Source organism: Micropruina sp., from assembly GCF_047606365.1.
GTDB lineage: Bacteria > Actinomycetota > Actinomycetes > Propionibacteriales > Propionibacteriaceae > Micropruina.
In genome coordinates this window covers 1-16,976 of sequence record NZ_JASGEN010000008.1, presented here as the reverse complement: position 1 = coordinate 16,976, position 16,976 = coordinate 1, and the positions used below count along the sequence as shown (strand labels likewise).

At 69.1% G+C, this 16,976-nt stretch carries 14 protein-coding genes; 7 read left to right on the top strand and 7 right to left on the bottom strand.

The genetic code is table 11. The annotated features are described in order from the left end of the window. Positions 1-54 precede the first annotated feature (54 nt). Positions 55-906, bottom strand: a complete 852-nt coding sequence (locus tag QM624_RS01555) for a LarC family nickel insertion protein (RefSeq protein ID WP_415088336.1) — start codon at positions 904-906, stop codon at positions 55-57. 131 nt (positions 907-1,037) lie between these two features. Between QM624_RS01555 and QM624_RS01550 the strand changes: the two genes are divergently transcribed. From QM624_RS01550 to QM624_RS01540, 3 genes are read left to right on the top strand one after another with little or no spacing between them, the layout of a single operon-like run. Next, positions 1,038-2,429, top strand: a complete 1,392-nt coding sequence (locus QM624_RS01550) for an FAD-binding oxidoreductase (RefSeq protein WP_415088335.1) — start codon at positions 1,038-1,040, stop codon at positions 2,427-2,429. A 52-nt stretch (positions 2,430-2,481) separates the two neighbouring features. Next, on the top strand, positions 2,482-3,990 hold the full coding sequence (locus QM624_RS01545; RefSeq protein ID WP_415088334.1) for an FGGY family carbohydrate kinase: 1,509 nt from the start codon (positions 2,482-2,484) through the stop codon (positions 3,988-3,990). Between the two features lie 6 nt (positions 3,991-3,996). Beyond that, the gene (locus tag QM624_RS01540; RefSeq protein WP_415088333.1) at positions 3,997-5,820 is read left to right on the top strand and encodes an FAD-dependent oxidoreductase; all 1,824 of its coding nucleotides are present in this window, start codon (positions 3,997-3,999) and stop codon (positions 5,818-5,820) included. A gap of 134 nt (positions 5,821-5,954) precedes the next feature. Here QM624_RS01540 and QM624_RS01535 read toward each other — a convergent pair whose 3' ends face one another. Further along, entirely contained in the window at positions 5,955-6,929 is a 975-nt protein-coding gene (locus QM624_RS01535; RefSeq protein WP_415088332.1) for a YhfZ family protein, read from the bottom strand. 90 nt (positions 6,930-7,019) lie between these two features. Here QM624_RS01535 and QM624_RS01530 point away from each other — a divergent pair, with 90 nt between their 5' ends. Together QM624_RS01530 and QM624_RS01525 are read left to right on the top strand one after the other, a co-directional pair. Continuing rightward, complete coding sequence (locus QM624_RS01530) at positions 7,020-7,802, top strand: isoprenyl transferase (RefSeq protein ID WP_415088331.1); 783 nt, start codon at positions 7,020-7,022, stop codon at positions 7,800-7,802. A 66-nt stretch (positions 7,803-7,868) separates the two neighbouring features. Continuing rightward, positions 7,869-8,630, top strand: a complete 762-nt coding sequence (locus QM624_RS01525; protein WP_415088330.1) for a hypothetical protein — start codon at positions 7,869-7,871, stop codon at positions 8,628-8,630. A gap of 126 nt (positions 8,631-8,756) precedes the next feature. Here the strand turns inward: QM624_RS01525 and QM624_RS01520 are convergent, their stop codons facing one another. The 4 genes from QM624_RS01520 to leuA all read right to left on the bottom strand — a co-directional run bounded on the left by QM624_RS01520 (position 8,757) and on the right by leuA (position 13,600). After that, a complete protein-coding gene (locus tag QM624_RS01520) occupies positions 8,757-9,194 on the bottom strand; it encodes an Hsp20/alpha crystallin family protein (protein ID WP_415088328.1) in 438 nt (145 codons plus the stop codon). Between the two features lie 307 nt (positions 9,195-9,501). Next, positions 9,502-10,926, bottom strand: coding sequence for an argininosuccinate synthase (gene argG, locus QM624_RS01515; RefSeq protein ID WP_415088327.1), 1,425 nt, complete (start codon positions 10,924-10,926; stop codon positions 9,502-9,504). 10 nt (positions 10,927-10,936) lie between these two features. Further along, complete coding sequence (locus QM624_RS01510) at positions 10,937-11,608, bottom strand: TetR/AcrR family transcriptional regulator (RefSeq protein WP_415088325.1); 672 nt, start codon at positions 11,606-11,608, stop codon at positions 10,937-10,939. Between the two features lie 231 nt (positions 11,609-11,839). Continuing rightward, positions 11,840-13,600: a 2-isopropylmalate synthase gene (gene leuA / locus QM624_RS01505; RefSeq protein ID WP_415088324.1), complete on the bottom strand. Its 1,761-nt coding sequence runs from the start codon at positions 13,598-13,600 to the stop codon at positions 11,840-11,842. 269 nt (positions 13,601-13,869) lie between these two features. On the opposite strand from leuA, the gene QM624_RS01500 reads away from it, so the two are divergent. After that, complete coding sequence (locus tag QM624_RS01500; protein ID WP_415088323.1) at positions 13,870-15,057, top strand: winged helix DNA-binding domain-containing protein; 1,188 nt, start codon at positions 13,870-13,872, stop codon at positions 15,055-15,057. A gap of 129 nt (positions 15,058-15,186) precedes the next feature. Here QM624_RS01500 and QM624_RS01495 read toward each other — a convergent pair whose 3' ends face one another. Beyond that, complete coding sequence (locus QM624_RS01495; RefSeq protein ID WP_415088321.1) at positions 15,187-16,545, bottom strand: FUSC family protein; 1,359 nt, start codon at positions 16,543-16,545, stop codon at positions 15,187-15,189. Between the two features lie 176 nt (positions 16,546-16,721). Here QM624_RS01495 and QM624_RS01490 point away from each other — a divergent pair. Further along, positions 16,722-16,976, top strand: a 255-nt coding sequence (locus tag QM624_RS01490; RefSeq protein WP_415088320.1) for a hypothetical protein, incomplete at its 3' end; no start/stop codon positions are given.

Sequence of the window (16,976 nt, the reverse complement as noted above, 5' to 3'; positions counted from 1 at the left end):
CACTAACCAGCGCCGCTTTCCTGGTCTCGACAAAGCTCGACCGGCGAGGGGCGATCAGACCAGCAGCACCCGGACCACGTTCGGCCGGCCGGGTGTGTCCCGGCCACCGGCGCCCACACCGATCCTCAGTGGAGAGAGCGGGGGCTCGGGCTCGCAGGTCGAGGCGAAACAGCGCAGCAGCGCGGTGCCGGTCGGGGTGGCCAGCTCACCCAAGCCTCGGCCGTCGACCACCTGGGCGGGTTCCTCGGTGAGCATTCCCTCGTCGCCGCTGATCCCGGCCAGCGGCACATAGCGATCGGCGGCGTCGCGCAGCGGGTGCGGCTCATCCGAAGCCGCCTCACTGGGGCCCACGGCCGGGCCAAGGGTGACCACAGGCCAACCTCGCACCAGCTCAGCGACCGCCGGAACCGGCACATCGAGGTCGCCGTGCGAGGTGCGGATCCGCCCCGAGCCCAGCGCCAGCGGTGAGGCGGTCACCGAGTCGACACCCAGCAGCCGCAGCGCCTCGCAGTCCCCGACGACATCGGTGAGCACATCGAGCGCGGCCACCTCTTGCAGCGCCACCTCGTCGGGCTCGATGCCGTAGCCGCGGCTGTACCCCTCGCCGAGCCGGCGGAGCACCCGCAAGGCCAACGCCTTCGTCTGCTCGGCGAGCGAAGCCTGTTCGACCTCCGCGCACAGTCGCGCCAAGGTTCGTGGGCCGCTGCGGTCGGCGACGATGTCGACGTGCAGCTTGCTGGCCGGCAGACCGGCCCGCAGCACCGCCTCGCGGCGCAACCGGACGCCCTCGCCGGCCACCGCGCGCACGGCGGCCTGGACCCCGTCCAGGTCGGCGCCGGCATCGACCAGAGCACCCATCAGCATGTCGCCGGCGACCCCGGCCCGGACGTCCAACCATGCGCGCACCCACCCATCCTCGCGTATCCACGAGGTGTGTCTTCGAAGCGCGGGAAGGGCCTTGACAGACCCCGTCCGATTCGACAGATTGCCGCTATCCTATTAGTCAGAATCCTGATTATTGATCGGAGACCCACCGCGTGACCATCGACCCGGAGACCCTCGAAGCACTCCGTTCCGCCGCCGGAAGTGCCCAGCTCGACAGCTCCACCGAGGCGCTGACCGCGGCCAGCCACGACACCTGGCCGCTCAGCACCAAGCTGGCGAAGCTGCACGAGCACCCCTGGCCGGCCGAGTTGGTGATCCGGCTCAGCACCTTCGAGGAGTTGCCCGACCTGCTCCGTGCAGCAAGCCGTCTCCACGTCCCGGTCACGGTGCGCGCCTGCGGGTCCTCGGTCACCGGCCAGCCGCTGCCGACTCGCGGCGGCGTCGTCCTCGACGTCAGCTCGGTGCCACCCAGCTTCACCCTGGACGAGCGCAACCTCACCGTCACCGCGTCCGCGAGCATGCCCGGCGGCGAACTCGAGGACGCGCTGGCGAAGGCCGGCTACACCTTGGGCCACTCGCCCCAGTCGCTGTACCGGTCGTCGGTGGGCGGCTGGGTCGCCACCCTGGCCAGCGGCCAGTTCTCGTCGATGTACGGCGGCATCGAAGACCTGGTCACCGGCTACACCGTGGTGCTGGCCACCGGCGAGACCGTCACGGTCAAGGCCTCCCCGCGGGCGGCGATGGGACCCGATCTACGCCGAGTCTTCCTCGGCTCGGAAGGCACCCTCGGCGTGATCACCTCGGTCACCCTCAAGGTCTTCCCCACCACGGTGACCACCCGGTTCGCCGCCTACCGGCTGGCCACCGTCGAGGACGGCATCGAGATCCTGCGCGAGCAGGCGGCGCTCGGCCTGCGCCCCTTGCTGCTGCGGCTCTACGACGCCACCGAGGCCGCCCACGCCGCGCCCGGCGAGACCCAACCGGTGCTGTTCGTCGGCACCCGCGGGCCCGAGGCGGTGGCGGAGGCCGAACTCGGCGTGCTGGACGCTTTGATCACCGGCCGCGCCGGCGTCCGGTTGGGTGCCGAGCCCGTCGAACGCTGGATGGGCCGCCGCTTCGACTTCTCCACCGTCGAGAACCTGCTGGACGAGCCCGGCGGCTACGCCGAAACCATCGAGGTGGCGCACACCTGGTCGGGCATCGGCGAGCTCTACCACGCGCTCACCACGGCACTGGCCCCGCTGGCCGACGAGGTGCTCGGCCATTTCTCGCACGTCTACCCCCAAGGCACTTCGCTGTACGTGATCCTGCTCGGCCGCGCCTCCGACGACGCTGAGGCGGTCCGGCGGCTCCGGACCATCTGGGAAACCGCCATGCAGATCTGCCTCGATCAGGGCGCCGAGCTGTCCCACCACCACGGCGGTGGAATGGCTCGCTCGGCCTACGCCCGCCGCTCGCTGGGATCGGCCCATGTCGTCCTGCAGCGGCTCAAATCGGCCCTCGACCCCGCCGGGATCCTGAACCCGGGAAAGCTGGGGCTGTGATGCCCCGGCCGCCAGTCCTGCCCCAGCCCTTCCACCGAAACCGGAGCTGACCATGTCCACTGCCCGACTGCTCGTCATCGACGCCGGCACCACCGGGATCCGCGCACTGATCTACGACGAGAACGCCGCCATCCTGGCCCAGGCGTACACCGAGTTCCCGCAGTACCACCCGGCCCCCGACCGGGTCGAACAGGAACCGGGCGAGATCTGGGACGCCACCCAGGCGATGATCCGGCAGGCGCTCGACGCCGCCGAGTTGCAGCCCGGCGAGATCACCGCGATCGGCATCACCAACCAGCGCGCCACGACCATCGTCTGGCATGCCCGCACCGGCGAGCCGATCGGGCGGGCGATCGTCTGGCAGGACACCCGCACCGCCGACCGGGCCGAGGCGCTCAACGCCGAATGGGGCGACCGGGTCTATGCACGCACCGGCTGGGCGATCGCTCCGGTCTATTCCTCGCTCAGCCTGGAGTGGATGCTGGCCAACGTCCCCGAGGCCGCCGCGGCGGCCGAGAACGATCAACTCCGGTTCGGCACCGTCGATTCCTGGTTGATCTACCGGCTGACCGGACGCGCCGCGCACGTGATCAGCGCGTCCAACGCCTCGGTGACCGGCTCCTACGACCTGCTCGCCGGCGACTGGTACCGGGAGTGGCTGGACGCCCTCGGCATCCCCGCCTCGGCCTACCCCACGGTGTGCGATGACTCCGGCGTTCTCGGGGTGACCGCGGCGGGCGTCTTCGGCGCCGAGGTGCCGATCGCGTCCGCCATCGCCGACCAGCATTCGGCCTTGTTCGCGCAGGGTTGCATCGAGCCGGGGATGACCAAGTGCACCCATGGCACCGGCACCTTCCTGGACATGACCATCGGGACCGAGCCGCTGATCGACACCGCGTCGGGCCTGACCACTCAGATCGCCTGGCGGCTGAACGGCGAAACCGTCTACGCGCTGGAGGGTTACGCCGGATCGACCGGGTCGGCGGTGCAGTGGCTGCGCGACGGCGCCGAGATCATCGCCACGTCCGCCGAGTCGGCAGAGTTGGCCCGCAGCGTGCCGGACAACGGCGGGGTGTACTTCGTCCCGGCGCTGACCGGGCTGTCGGCGCCCTATTGGGACGCCTACGCCCGCGGCACCATCTTCGGGATCAGCCCCGGCACCAAGCGCGGGCATCTGGCCCGAGCAACCTTGGAGGGCATCGTCTTCTCGGTGCGTGACTTCATGGACGCGATGAGCACCGTCTCCGGCCATCCGATCACCCGGATCGCCGTGGACGGCGGTGCGTCTCGCAACGATCTGCTGCTGCAGTTCCAGGCCGACCAACTGGACGCCGAAGTGGTGCGTCCGCGCAACACCGAGGCCACCAGCCTGGGCGCCGCCCTGCTGGCCGGCTTGGCCACCGGGGTCTGGGCGAGCGCCGCCGAAGCCCTTGCCACCCAGGAGATCGAGTCCAGCTTCACGCCCGCGGTGTCCGCCGACACCCGGGCCGCGCAGTACCGCACCTGGAAACGCGCCGTGGAACGTTCCCGCGGCTGGCTGCGCGACGCCGGGGAGGAGTGATCGGACGTGCATCGTGCCGATCCTGAGGCACTCGCCCAGCGGGAGTTCGACCTGATCGTGATCGGCGGCGGCATCACCGGTGTCGCCACCGCCCGCGATGCGGCGCTACGTGGCCTGTCGGTGCTGCTGGTCGAGAAGGACGACTTCGCCGCCGGCACCTCCAGCCGGTCCACCAAGCTGATCCACGGCGGGCTGCGCTACCTGGAGACCTACCAGTTCAAGATGGTCGCCGAATCGCTGCAGGAACGGGAACGGATGCTGCGGCTGGCCCCGCACCTGACCGAGGTCCGGCCCTTCCTGTACCTGCTCTACCGCGGCTATCCCGAGACCCGGTTCAAGCTGCGCCTCGGCCTCACCTTCTACGACGCGGCGTCCGGGCAGTGGCGCAAGCGCCGGCACGCCATGCTCAACCGGCAGCAGGTGCTCAATCACGAGCCGCACCTGAACCCGGAGGGACTGCTCGGCGCCGGACGGTTCTACGACGTGCTGACCGACGACGCCCGGCTCACCCTGGACACCGCCAAGGGCGCCGCGCAGGCCGGTGCGGTGCTGCTCAACCACGCCCGGGTGACCGGGCTGCTGATCGAGTCCGGCGAGGCGCGCGGCGTCCGGATCGAGGATCAGCTGGGTGGCGGCACGGTCGAGGTGCACGGCCGACAGGTGCTCAACGCGACCGGGCCGTGGACCGAACAGACCCGAGCACTGGAGGACGGCGGACCAGCGGGCCGGCTGCGACCCACCAAGGGCGTGCACATCGTGCTGCGCAAGCGCGACTTCCCGCTGAACACCGCGGTGTTCCTGCGCTCCCCCGACGACAACCGGGTGGTCTGGCCGATCCCGTCGCTGGACGACTCCCTGGTCTACGTCGGCACCACCGACACCGACTACACCGGCGACCCGGACGCCGTTCGCCCGGAGGAGGCCGACCTGCAGTACCTGCTCAACGTGGCGAACCACACCATTCCGGACGCCCGATTGGACCTGAGCCACGTGGTCGGCTGCTGGGCCGGGCTGCGTCCGCTGGTGGCGCCGTCGCCGGGCACCAGTGCGGGCAACACCTCCCGCGAGCATGCGATCAGCATCGGTCCGGCCGGCATGCTGACCATCTCGGGCGGCAAGCTGACCAGCAGCCGGCTGATGGCCCGCCAGTTCGTGGACGCCGCCGTCGAACGCCTCAGCCGGTCGACCCATCGCCTCACCGAACCTTCTCTTCCCGGCGAACGCCCTGGTCAGCGGGCGGAACCCTCCGACCCGCCCTCTCATCATCCCGGTGCTCGTCATCCCGGCGAGCCTTCCCGTCGCTCCGCGGAACCCTCTCGTCATTACGGCGAACCTTCCAGTCACCCCGCCGAACCTTCCCGTCATCCCGGCGAACGCCGGGATCTCCCCACCCGCACCCGCTGGCCACGCTCCCGCACCGCGACCACGCCGCTCCCGGGCGCCGAACTGGACCGGGTGCCGGGCATCCGAGTCCGGGCCGCGGCGGCCGGTGTGCCGGCCGAACTGGTCACCACCTGGATCGCCCGCTACGGCTCGAACGCCGGCGTCGTGTTGTCGCGTTGGCTGGCCGCGCCGGAGGCGTCCGAAGTGATCGGACCACGCTGGCTGACCCGAGCCGAGGTGCGGTACTGCGTCGACGAGGAGATGTGCCGCACGGTCGAGGATCTGATGGTCCGCCGGACGTCGCTGTTCTACTGGGACGCCACCGGCGGGGTCTCGCACCTGGACACGATCTCGGCCGAGTTGGCGGCCCTGCTGGGCTGGACCGAGGACGAACGGGTGGCGCAAGCCGACGCGTATCGCGCCCTGGTGGCCCGGCACCGTCCCTGACCACCGCCGGTCGAGACCCCACCCACCGCTGGTCGAGCTTGTCGAGACCCTTGTCGGCACTCCCAGAGTCCAAGGGTTTCGACAGGCTCAACCCGCAAGCGTCGACAAGCTCAACCAACCGTGGGTGGGAATGACTAATCGCTCCCCAGTGCACGCCGAAGGCGCTCGGCGCTGGCCCGTTCCAGTTCGATCGCCGACGCCCGGGCTGCCGCCAAACCGTCGAACCGGATCGCGTCCAGCACTGCACGCACCTCGGGGCGTCCCGTCCAGGTCGCGATCGTGGCGCCGGAGAGCCGGTCCCGGGCGGCGATCGCAGCCGACCCCTGCATCTGGCGGACGCCGAGACCGGCGAGTTCCACCGGAACAGCCGAACTGGTGAGGTGCCAGATGCCGACGTCGACCACGCCGGCCAGCACGAACGCCGGCACCTCCGGGTACGGCATCTCCGCATACTCCCGGCCCGGCCGAGGCGGGAACTGGGCCAGGGTCAGCGCTTCGTGGTCGAACGACTCGGTGTCGATGGCCACCCGGTCCGGGTCGGCGGGCGCATCGGCGCCGCTCAGCACCACCAGCCGTCCGGGGTCGTAGTAGGTGCCCGGCGCCAGCCGGCGCTGCGTCACAGGGGCCGGTTGGCCGGTGCCCACCAGCCCGTCGAAGGTGCCCGCGGAGACGACGGTCAGGTCGTAGTCGCCGCGTCCGACCAGATCCAAGCGTTGGTTGCCGCCGGCCAGGTGGCGCAGGGTGGACGGCACGCCGAGGCGGCCGAGCTCATCACCGATGATGGTCTCCAGCGAGTCGATCTCGATAGAACCCGGCCGGGACAACAGGATCCGCACCGGCGGCAACCCGGCCGCCTGCCAGCACTGCCCGATGTCGATCGACTCGATCCGGCGTCCCAGATGGCCCCGCGACACGGTGCGCAGCGCGTCCCGTTCGGCCAGCAACTCCAGGGCCCGCTGCACGGTGCCCATGCCGACACCGAGCGACTCGCGCAGCTCGGTGTTGGTGGCCAGAGTGTCGCCGACCTGCTTGCTCAGTGCGTCGCGAACGACCGCTCCCATCGCGGCGTGGACACTGCCCGCGACCGCGACGCCGCCCGACTGCCACACCGGCTCCACATCCCGCCTCTCGCTGTGAGGCCAGTGACATTACCCCAGCCGTCCGCCCACCACCGGGCGACCGACCGGTAGTCTGCGGACGTGCCCAAGCCCGTCCGTCCGCCGATACCTCACCCCAGCGGCGCCCGTCCGCCGCAGTTGCCGCGGAAGGCGATCCCCGAGCATGTCGCGATCGTGATGGACGGCAACGGCCGCTGGGCCAAGGCCCGCAATCTGCCTCGCACCGAGGGCCACGCCCGCGGCGAGGATGCTCTCTTCGACGTGATCGAGGGCGCCGTCGAGATCGGCCTGAAGTATCTGTCCGCCTACGCGTTCTCGACCGAGAACTGGCGCCGCTCCCCCGACGAGGTGCGCTGGCTGATGGGCTTCAACCGCGACGTGATCCATCGCCGCCGCGACCAGTTGGACGCGATGGGCGTCCGGATCCGCTGGGCCGGACGGCGTCCGAAGCTGTGGCGCTCGGTGATCCGCGAACTTGAAGAAGCCGAGGAACAGAGCCGCGACAACACGGTGCTCACCCTGCAGTTCTGCGTCAACTACGGCGGACGCGCCGAGATCGTGGACGCCGCCCGCGCGATCGCGAAGGCCGCCCAGGCCGGACGCCTCGACCCCGATCATCTGACTGAGAAGTCGTTCCGGAAGTTCCTCGACGAGCCTGACATCCCCGACGTCGACCTCTTCGTCAGGTCCTCGGGCGAGCAGCGGACGTCCAACTTCCTGGTCTGGCAGTCGGCCTACGCCGAGATGGTCTTCCTCGACCGGCTGTGGCCCGATTTCGACCGTCGCGACCTGTGGCGGGCGATCGAGCTGTACGCCTCCCGCGACCGGCGCTACGGCGGCGCAGTGCCGAACGTGGTCTCCTGAGACTGCCGTCGGCGGGGCGCAGGAAGCGATAGTCGGCAGGCGTCGCCACCCACTACGCTCACGCGCATGCGCGAGGGCCGACGAACTTTCCCCATCTCTGAACTGCTGCTGCTAGCGGCATCGGGGGTCGCCGTCTGGGTCACCCAGCTGGGCTGGGTGCCCTGTGCCGGGACCATGCTCGAAGGGACCCCATTCGATCCCACCCCGCACGATTGGAACTTCACCGCGGCCTGCCAAGCGGCGATGGACCACGGTGATGGCTTCCCGATTTCGGGCTGGTTGGCGTCGCCCCTGCAGCAGACAGTGAACGGGCTGAACGCGGTTGCTCTGCTGCTGCTCGGGCTCGCCTGGTTGCTCCTGGTCCACCGCTGTCAGGTGCGGGGGCGCGTCCGGCTGGCGCTGGCTGCGCTGCCCGGTCTGCTCAACCTGTGGCTCGCGGCGGTCGCCGCCGCCGCTTTCCTGTGGCCGCCCGCCGAGGTACCGGTGGCCGCCGCGGTCGCGATCCTGCTGATGGACATCGCCGGTGTTGTCGGTGCGCTGGCGCTGTTCGCCGATGGCGCGACACCCCTCGGTGCCGGCAGTGGCGTCCGGGTCATCCTGCTGGCCCTCGCTGTGACGGCGCCGAGCCTGGGCCACATCCTGACCGACTCCATGATCATGGGCACGTTCAGCAACGCGAACTGGGACTCGCCGCCCGGGACCGGTTACCTGACCGCGTTCAGCATCGGCCTGTTCGCGCTGCTCAGCATGATCGTCGGGCTGATCGCCCGGCTTTGGACGAACCTCCGGCCGTCGCAGCTCGTCCAGCAGCCGCTGCCCGCCGGCTGAACTCCGCGACCTGGTCCTCGGACACCAGCTGGCCCGGCCGGAGATCATCCGGCCGGGCCAGCTGTGACATCGCCGCCTGTCGCGCTCTTATTCGAGACTCGCGTGGCTCGATCAGGCCGTTGAAGGTCAGCCGTCTTCGACGGAGCCCTCGATCTGGGTGGCGCCGCCGGAATGGGCCACCGCGATCTTGCGCGGCTTGGCTTCCTCGGCGACCGGGATGGTTAGGGTCAGGACGCCGTCGCGGTAGTCGGCGGCGATGCGGTCGAGCGCGACCCCGTAGCCCAGCGTGAGTTGCCGGGCGAAGGTGCCGACCGGACGCTCCCGGACCAGCCAGCGCTGCTCCCCCTCGACGGCGTCGTTGCTGCGCTCGGCCCGAATGGTGAGGGTGCGCTCGTCGACGTCCACATCGATGGTGGACGGGTCGACCCCCGGAAGGTCGAGCCGGGCCACGAAGTTGTCCCCTTCCTTGTACAGGTCCATCGCCATCGCGGCGCTGGCCGGCGTCCGGGCGACGTCGGAGAACCAACGATCGAGGTCACGGAAGGGATCGAAGGTGCGTGCCATGGTCACATCACTCCTTTGCTCTGAGCTGGCACTTGTGCGGTTCTTTTAGCCGGTCCAACCGGCTCGCCCGCCAGTATATTCCAAGGTTGAGCGTGATCGACTCAACTCTGCCACGTCAGCATCAAACCACCTCCCACAAGCCCCCTCACTCCTCCGGTCCGCATGAAAAGGCCCTCCCTAACTAGTTCTGCCCTCCCGCATGTGGGAGGGCAGAACTAGTTAGGGAGGGCTTTAGGGACGAGCGCCAACGGCGGGAGGGACGGGCGTGCGTGCGTGCGCGGCCGCCGGAGCCACCGGGCGGACGGCGTCAGTCGGCGCCGAACTCCATGCCGGCGCTGTCGGTGGCCTGCTCGACCTCGGCGTCCAGGACGGTCGCCTCGATCTCGGTGATGCCGCGGGCGGCACCCTCCTCGAGCTCGCCGACCAGGGAGGACACAGCGCCGCCGACCAGGCCGAGGTGGGCGTACTGCTCGAGCCGGGTGCGCGAGTCGGCGATGTCGAGGTTGCGCATGGTGAGCTGGCCGATCCGGTCGGTCGGGCCGAAGGCGGCGTCGCCGACGCGCTCCATGGACAGCTTCTCCGGGTGGTACGACAGCGACGGGCCGGACGTGTCCAGCAGCGAGTAGTCGTCGCCGCGGCGCAGCCGCACGGTCACCGAACCGGTGACCGCCGAGCCGACCCAGCGCTGCAGCGATTCGCGCAGCATCAGCGACTGCGGGTCGAGCCAGCGGCCCTCGTACATCAGCCGGCCGAGCTTGCGGCCCTCAGCGTGGTAGTTGGCCAGGGTGTCCTCGTTGTGGATGGCATTCAGCAGCCGCTCGTAGGCGATGTGCAGCAGCGCCATGCCGGGTGCCTCGTAGATGCCGCGGCTCTTGGCCTCGATGATCCGGTTCTCGATCTGGTCGGACATGCCGAGCCCGTGCCGTCCGCCGATCGCGTTGGCCTCACGGACCAGCGCCACGGCGTCGGGGAAGGTGACGCCGTTGATCGAGACCGGACGACCCTGCTCGAAGGCGATGGTGACGTCCTCGGTGGCGATCTCCACGGCAGGGTCCCAGAACCGCACGCCCATGATCGGCTCGACGATCTCGATGCTGGCGTCCAGCGACTCCAGATCCTTCGCCTCGTGGGTGGCGCCCCAGATGTTGGCGTCGGTGGAGTACGCCTTCTCTTTCGAGTCCCGGTAGGGCAGGCCCCGCTCGTGCAGCCACTGGCTCATCTCGGTCCGCCCGCCGAGTTCGCTGACGAAGGCGTGGTCGAGCCACGGCTTGTAGATCCGCAGTCGCGGGTTGGCCAGCAGCCCGTAGCGGTAGAACCGCTCGATGTCGTTGCCCTTGTAGGTGGAGCCGTCGCCCCAGATCCAGACGTCGTCCTCGCGCATGGCGCGGACCAGCATGGTGCCGGTGACGGCGCGTCCGATCGGGGTGGTGTTGAAGTAGGTGCGACCCGCGCTGCGAATGTGGAACGCGCCACAGACCAGCGCGACCAGGCCCTCTTCGACCATCGCCGCGGTGCAGTCGACCATCCGGTAGACCTCGGCGCCGTACACGGCGGCACGGCCCGGGACCGAATCGATGTCAGGTTCGTCGTACTGCCCCAGATTCGCCGTGTAGGTGCAGGGGATCGACCCCTTCTCGCGCATCCACGCGACGGCCACCGAGGTGTCCAGACCACCGGAGAAGGCGAGGCCGACGCGCTCGCCGAGGGGAAGTTCCGTCAAGACCTTGGGCATGCACCCGATCCTAGGGGCGTCCGGCTTGGGCCGATGACGCAGTCTCACCGGCCTGAAGCCGCTCAGCCAGCCGCCAGGACTCACGTCCGCACTCGGTGAGCATCCGGTCACCGATCGACTCCATCGCCAGCCGCATTGACCCTTCCAACTCCGACATCGGAATCATCGGGAAAGACACCGCGAGCGAGGCGAAACCGTGCACCGTGCCCCACAGGGACAGGGTCAGCAACTGAACGTTCTGTGGCTTGATCAGCCCATCGGCCACCGCGGATTCGATATTCGCGGAGAGCGCCCGCAGGCTCGGATCATCGCTCAGACTTGCCTCGGTGACGAGAGCGGTACGCCGCGTCCCCATGAAAAGGATTCGGTACAGCGCCGGATGCGCGCCCGCCCAATGCAGCAATGCGTAGCCGCGTCGGACTAGTTGCACCACCGAGCCGCCGGACAACTCGGCCACGTCGGCCTCGATGTGATCGGCCAGCTTATGGAATTCCGCCTCGCAGGCCTGCCGCAGCAGGTCTGTCTTCGTCGGAAAGTAGTAGTAGAGAGCCGGTGGGGTGCAACCCACTCGCTCGACGACCGAATCAATCGACACAGAGTCGACGTCACCGGTGCCGATCAACAACTCGATAACGGTTTCCAGGATGTCCTGTCGCAGTTGCCCGCGTGGACGACGCGCCACTTCGTCCCCTTATGTTCACGTCGGCATGCCCGACCGGGGGGTGACCGGGGGTGCCAACCGGAATAGACCTATCAAAAAGTCCGGGTCCGCTTCAACTTGACGGCGTTTCGGGCGCGTCCGGACGTCTGGTATGGACACCGGTTCCCTGCCGTTCTCCCGGAACCGGGCATGCCAAAGGGGACGGTTCTCCGGACACCCATGAGTGACCGGAAGAACCGTCCCCGTTTGTTGCTAGTCGCGGGTGCGCGCGGCCCTGTTGATGGCGCCGATCACGGCCTTCTGCGCAGCCGTGGTGATCGACTCGTGCATGCCGACTCCCCAGATCACCCGAGTGTCGTCGCCGTGCCCGATCTCGGTCTCGACGTAGGCCACCGCGATGGCGTCGGTACCCGACGACAGCGCGTGCGAAGTGTAGTCCAGCACCCGTACCTCGTAGCCCAGAATGCTGACCGCGTCGGCGAAGGCGTCCAACGCACCGTTGCCCTCGCCGATCAGCGTCTTCTCAACGCCCTTCACCCGCACGTTGGCGGTCACCGTGTAGCGGCCACCGTTGCTGATGTCGGGAACGCTGATCAGCTCGAGCGGCTCGGTGTCCCCCAGGTATTCGGCGGTGAAGTAATTCCACAGCTGATCCGGGGTCACCTCGCCACCCTCGGCGTCCATGTGCTGCTGGACGACCCGGCTGAACTCCATCTGCAGCCGCCGCGGCAGCTCCATGTGGTGCTCGGACTTCATGATGTAGGCCATTCCGCCCTTGCCGGACTGGCTGTTCACCCTGATCACGGCCTCGTAGCTGCGTCCCACATCGTGCGGATCGACCGGCAGGTACGGCGCCTCCCACGGGATCTCGTGAACCCCGATGCCCTCGGCGGCGGCCTGTTTGGCCAACGCCTCCAACCCCTTCTTGATGGCGTCCTGGTGGGACCCCGAGAAGGCGGTGTAGACCAGGTCCCCCGCGTATGGGTGGCGCGGATGGACCGGCAGGTTGGTGCAGTACTCCACCGTGCGACGGATCTCGTCGATGTCGGAGAAGTCGATCTGCGGGTCGATGCCCTGGCTGAACAGGTTCATGCCCAGGGTCACCAGGCACACATTTCCCGTTCGTTCGCCATGACCGAACAGGCAACCCTCGACGCGATCGGCGCCGGCCATGATTGCCAATTCGGTGGCCGCGACCGCGGTGCCGCGGTCGTTGTGCGGGTGCAGCGAGATCGCCACATGCTCGCGATTGCGGACGTGCCGTCCGAAATACTCGATCTGGTCGGCATAGGTGTTCGGCGTGGAGCGTTCCACCGTGGCCGGCAGGTTCAGGATGATCTCGCGGCCTTCGGACGGCTGCCAGACGTCCATGACCGCGTTACACACCTCCACCGCATAATCGGTCGGAGTCTGGGTGAAGATCTCCGGTGAGTACTGATACCCGAATTCGACATCGCCCAGATTCTGCTCAGCGTATTTCATCACCAGCTCGGTACCCCGGGTCGCCAGTGCGATGCACTGTGCCTCGTCGATGCCGAATACCACCCTCCGGAACAGCTCCGCGGTCGCGTTGTACAGGTGGATGGTCGCCCGCTGCGCCCCGATCAGGGACTGGGCGGTGCGTTCGATCAGATCCTCACGGGCTTGGGTGAGGACGCTGATGGTGACGTCGTCGGGAATATGACCGCCGACGATCAGATCCCGGACGAAGTCGAAATCGGTCTGCGAGGCCGAGGGGAAACCCACCTCGATCTCCTTGTAACCCATCTTCACCAGCAGGTCGAACATCTTCTTCTTGCGGGAAGGGGTCATCGGGTCGATCAGCGCCTGGTTGCCGTCGCGCAGGTCGGTGGAGAGCCAGCGCGGCGCATGGGTGATCTTCTTCGCCGGCCAGGTGCGATCCGGCAGATCGACCGGCACGAACGGGGTGTAGCGCTGAAACGGCATCGGCGACGGCTGCTGCACCGGCGTGGGCTGGACGCGCGTCCCGAATTGATTGACGGTGGTGGTCATTGAGGATCCTCGGCGGTTCGATGGGATTCAGGCACGTGCGAACTCTCCGCAACGAGGAAGCCTGAAATCAGATCGAGGCCTCGTTGCGGCAGCCAAGGATGAGGCTGAACCGTGACACGTTGCACACCATACTCACAAAACGCCCGATCGGTCGAGCGGGATCACCGGTCGAGCTCTCCGACACCGTTGGTGGAGCCTGTCGAGACCTGGATCGGGTTTCGACAAGCTCAACCCTCGATGGTGTCAGGGGCGTCGGGCAGGATGCCGTCATGCGGTTTCCGGACTCTGCTCGACGGGCACGGTTGGCCCGCCGGCACGCCCTGCACCCCGACCGCCGGCTGGACGACCCGGTCGCTGTCGGACGGGCGCTGGTCGCCTTCCATGCCACGGACGCCTCGACCGTGCACCTGGCCGCAGCGGCGAGGCTGCGAGATCCCACGGTGTCGGCTGTCGAGCAGGCGCTCTACGACCACCGGACCCTGGTCAAGCAGCTGGCGATGCGGCGGACGTTGTTCGCGTTCCCGGTCGAGGCACTGCCCGCGGTCTGGGGCAGCGCCTCGGAGCGGGTCGCCGTCCAGCAACGCAATCAGCTGACCCGCGATCTGGAGCGGGACGGGGTGGCCGACGACGGCGCCCGATGGATCGACCGGGCCCGGTCCGCGGTGCTGGAGCGGCTGGCCGACGGCTCGGAGCTGTCGGCCCGGCAGCTCCGCGAAGAACTGCCGGAGTTGCACGGCCGGATGAAGGGCGTGCCGGGCTCGCGCTGGTCCGCCGCCGACCTGCCGTTCGCGCCCCGGCTGCTGATCCTGCTGGGCGCGGAGCACCTCATCGTCCGCGCGCACAGCGAGGGCCATTGGCGGACGTCGCGGCCGTTGTGGACGCTGACCGAGACCTGGCTGGGCGACGTGCCCGAGCCACTGCCGGTTGCGGAGGGCTACGCCAGGTTGGTGCGGTCCTGGCTGGCGGCGTTCGGTCCGGGCACCGAGGCCGACCTGGTGTGGTGGCTCGGCGCCACCAAAGCGTCGGTGCGGGCGGCGCTGGCTGAGGTCGACGCGGTGCCGGTGGTGCTCGACTCGGGTGCCACCGGATTCGTGCTGCCCGGCGACGACACGCTCGACGACGAGCCGTCCGAGCCCTGGGCGACCCTCCTGCCCACCCTCGACCCGACCACGATGGGCTGGCGCGAGCGGGCGTTCTATGTGGCGCCGGAACTCGTCCCGCACCTGTTCGACAGCAACGGCAACGGCGGCACCACCGCGTGGATCGACGGCCGGATCGTCGGCTGCTGGGTGCAGGACGACGCGGGTCGCGTCCGGGTGATTCCCTGCACGCCACTCTCCCCCGCGCACACCGAACTGCTCGACGCCGAGGCTCAGCGGCTCACCACCTTCCTGGACGGCGTGGTGATCAGCAACGTCTACAAGTCTCGGATGATGAAGGGCGAGCCGTTGCCCTGAGGTTGAACGCCCGTCAAGGAAGCGCTGATCATCACGTCATCCCGGGCTCTCCGGCGGGAGAGATCCCGGATCAAGTCCGGGATGACGATGGAGAAGGACTTGATCAGCGCATCCCCGACCAGCGTCGGCTCACTCCTTGAAGTCCGCGGCACCCCACACGGCCGAGCCCTCGTCGCCGGTCACCACGGCTTCCGGGCCGCCGATGTCGCCGGCCGCGTCGGGCAGGTACACCCGTGCCTGGACGCGGGACAGCCCGGTGAGCTGCAGCAGGTCGATGGCGACCGAACGCATCACCGACAGCAGCACGTTGCGCCGCCAGTCGGTGATGTTGGCCGCACCCGGGGCGCACTTCGCAGCCAACTCGATGGCCAGGATGCGTGCCCGCTTCGGGGTGTTCCAATGCCGCACCGACCCCGACATGGCGTGCAGCGCGGCGGCGGTGTCGTCCAGCAGGCCGGCGATGATCGGCAGCGGCCCACGCTCGTCGACGACGCCCCGGCTCTGCCGCAACAGCATTTCGGTGGTGTGCGCCGCGCGTGTGCTGAGCTCCAGTTGCCGGCTCAGCTCATCGACCTGCGCCCGATGCCGGCGCAGCGTCGGACTGAGCCGGATGATGTCCGCCGACGACTGCAGCACCGTGTGGGTGTCCTCGACGATGCCCTGGATGCCCCGCAGTTGCGCATGCGCGTCACGGAGCCGCTCACGGTTCCCCTCGCGCAGGCCCTCGGCCAGCATGCTGTACGCGGTCGCCAGTTCGGCGAGCAGGTTCGCCACATACCGACGCGGCCGATAGACGATGTCGCCGGGGAAGAGCACGGTGAACAGCAGCGCCACACCGGAGCCGACAACGGCGTCCAGGAAGCGTGACGGGCCGGCGCCGGTGACCGGGCTGACGATGGTGCCCATGCCGACCACCACCATGGCGTTCACCCCGGCCTGGATGGTGAACAGGTCGCCGCGGTCGAGCACCCGGGCGATCAGTGCCGCGATCGGCAGTCCGAGGGCCAGTTGCCAGCCGCCCGCACCGAAACCGGCCAGGATCAACTCGCCGATGACAACGCCGAGCGCCACGCCGGCACCGATCTCGAGCACCTTCCGCGGGACGCGGTTGTAGGTGAATCCCAGACAGATCCAGGAAGCGATGGGTGCGAAGAACGGGGTCGGGTGGCCGAGCAGTTCGTGAGCGATGGCGTAGGCGATCCAGGCGGCGACGCCGGCGGTCAGGATCGGCACCAGCGAGCCGCGCATCCGGCGGACGCCCTGCCGCAGCCCGAGCCCGGCCAGCACCAGCCGGCGCCGGAAATCGAGCCGGTTCCAGGCGTCCTCGGCCAGATGGCTGACGTTCTCGGCCAGGTGGGTGACGTTCTCCGCCGCCAGGTGCGTCACGCTCCCGGCGAGGTGGGTGACATTCGCCGCCAGGTCCGAGATCCGGCGCCGCTGATCGTCGTCAGGCTCGGCGTCCGTCTCGTCGGGGTGGGGGTCTGTCACTCGCCTCAGCCTACTGCCCGAGTGCCTCCGATGAGCAGGTCCGTCGAGCGCTGGGAGGGACACGGACGGTTGTCGTCGCGACCGGGAAGCGGCGCCCGTTCAGGAGATCGCGAGCCACACACAGTCCATGGCAAGCCCACAGGAAGCGCACAGAATCGCGAGCCAACCTCAGTGACATGAGCAGTTGGCAGACCCCGCAGACGCCCCGCCCCGAGGATCGGGCGTGGACGCCGACACCCACCACGACCAGCGGACCGACGCCCGCCGGCCCCATGCCCGGCGGACACGTCCCGGGCAACGTCTTCGGTGCTCCCCCGGCCGCCGCGCCGGTCGCTCCCGCCCGTACGCCGCGGCGCTCGCGGGCCGCGATGTTCTTCGCGTCGACCGCTCTCGCCGCGGTTGTCGGCGCCGGTGCCGGCGTCGGCGGGTAT

What these genes read in the sequence shown, in the direction of transcription:
- QM624_RS01520 (WP_415088328.1), bottom strand. Translation starts at nt 9,194, where the DNA reads ATGGCACGCACCTTCGATCCCTTCCGTGACCTCGATCGTTGGTTCTCC.
- QM624_RS01500 (WP_415088323.1), top strand. Translation starts at nt 13,870, where the DNA reads ATGCGGTTTCCGGACTCTGCTCGACGGGCACGGTTGGCCCGCCGGCAC.
- argG (WP_415088327.1), bottom strand. Translation starts at nt 10,926, where the DNA reads ATGCCCAAGGTCTTGACGGAACTTCCCCTCGGCGAGCGCGTCGGCCTC.
- QM624_RS01545 (WP_415088334.1), top strand. Translation starts at nt 2,482, where the DNA reads ATGTCCACTGCCCGACTGCTCGTCATCGACGCCGGCACCACCGGGATC.
- QM624_RS01525 (WP_415088330.1), top strand. Translation starts at nt 7,869, where the DNA reads ATGCGCGAGGGCCGACGAACTTTCCCCATCTCTGAACTGCTGCTGCTA.
- leuA (WP_415088324.1), bottom strand. Translation starts at nt 13,600, where the DNA reads ATGACCACCACCGTCAATCAATTCGGGACGCGCGTCCAGCCCACGCCG.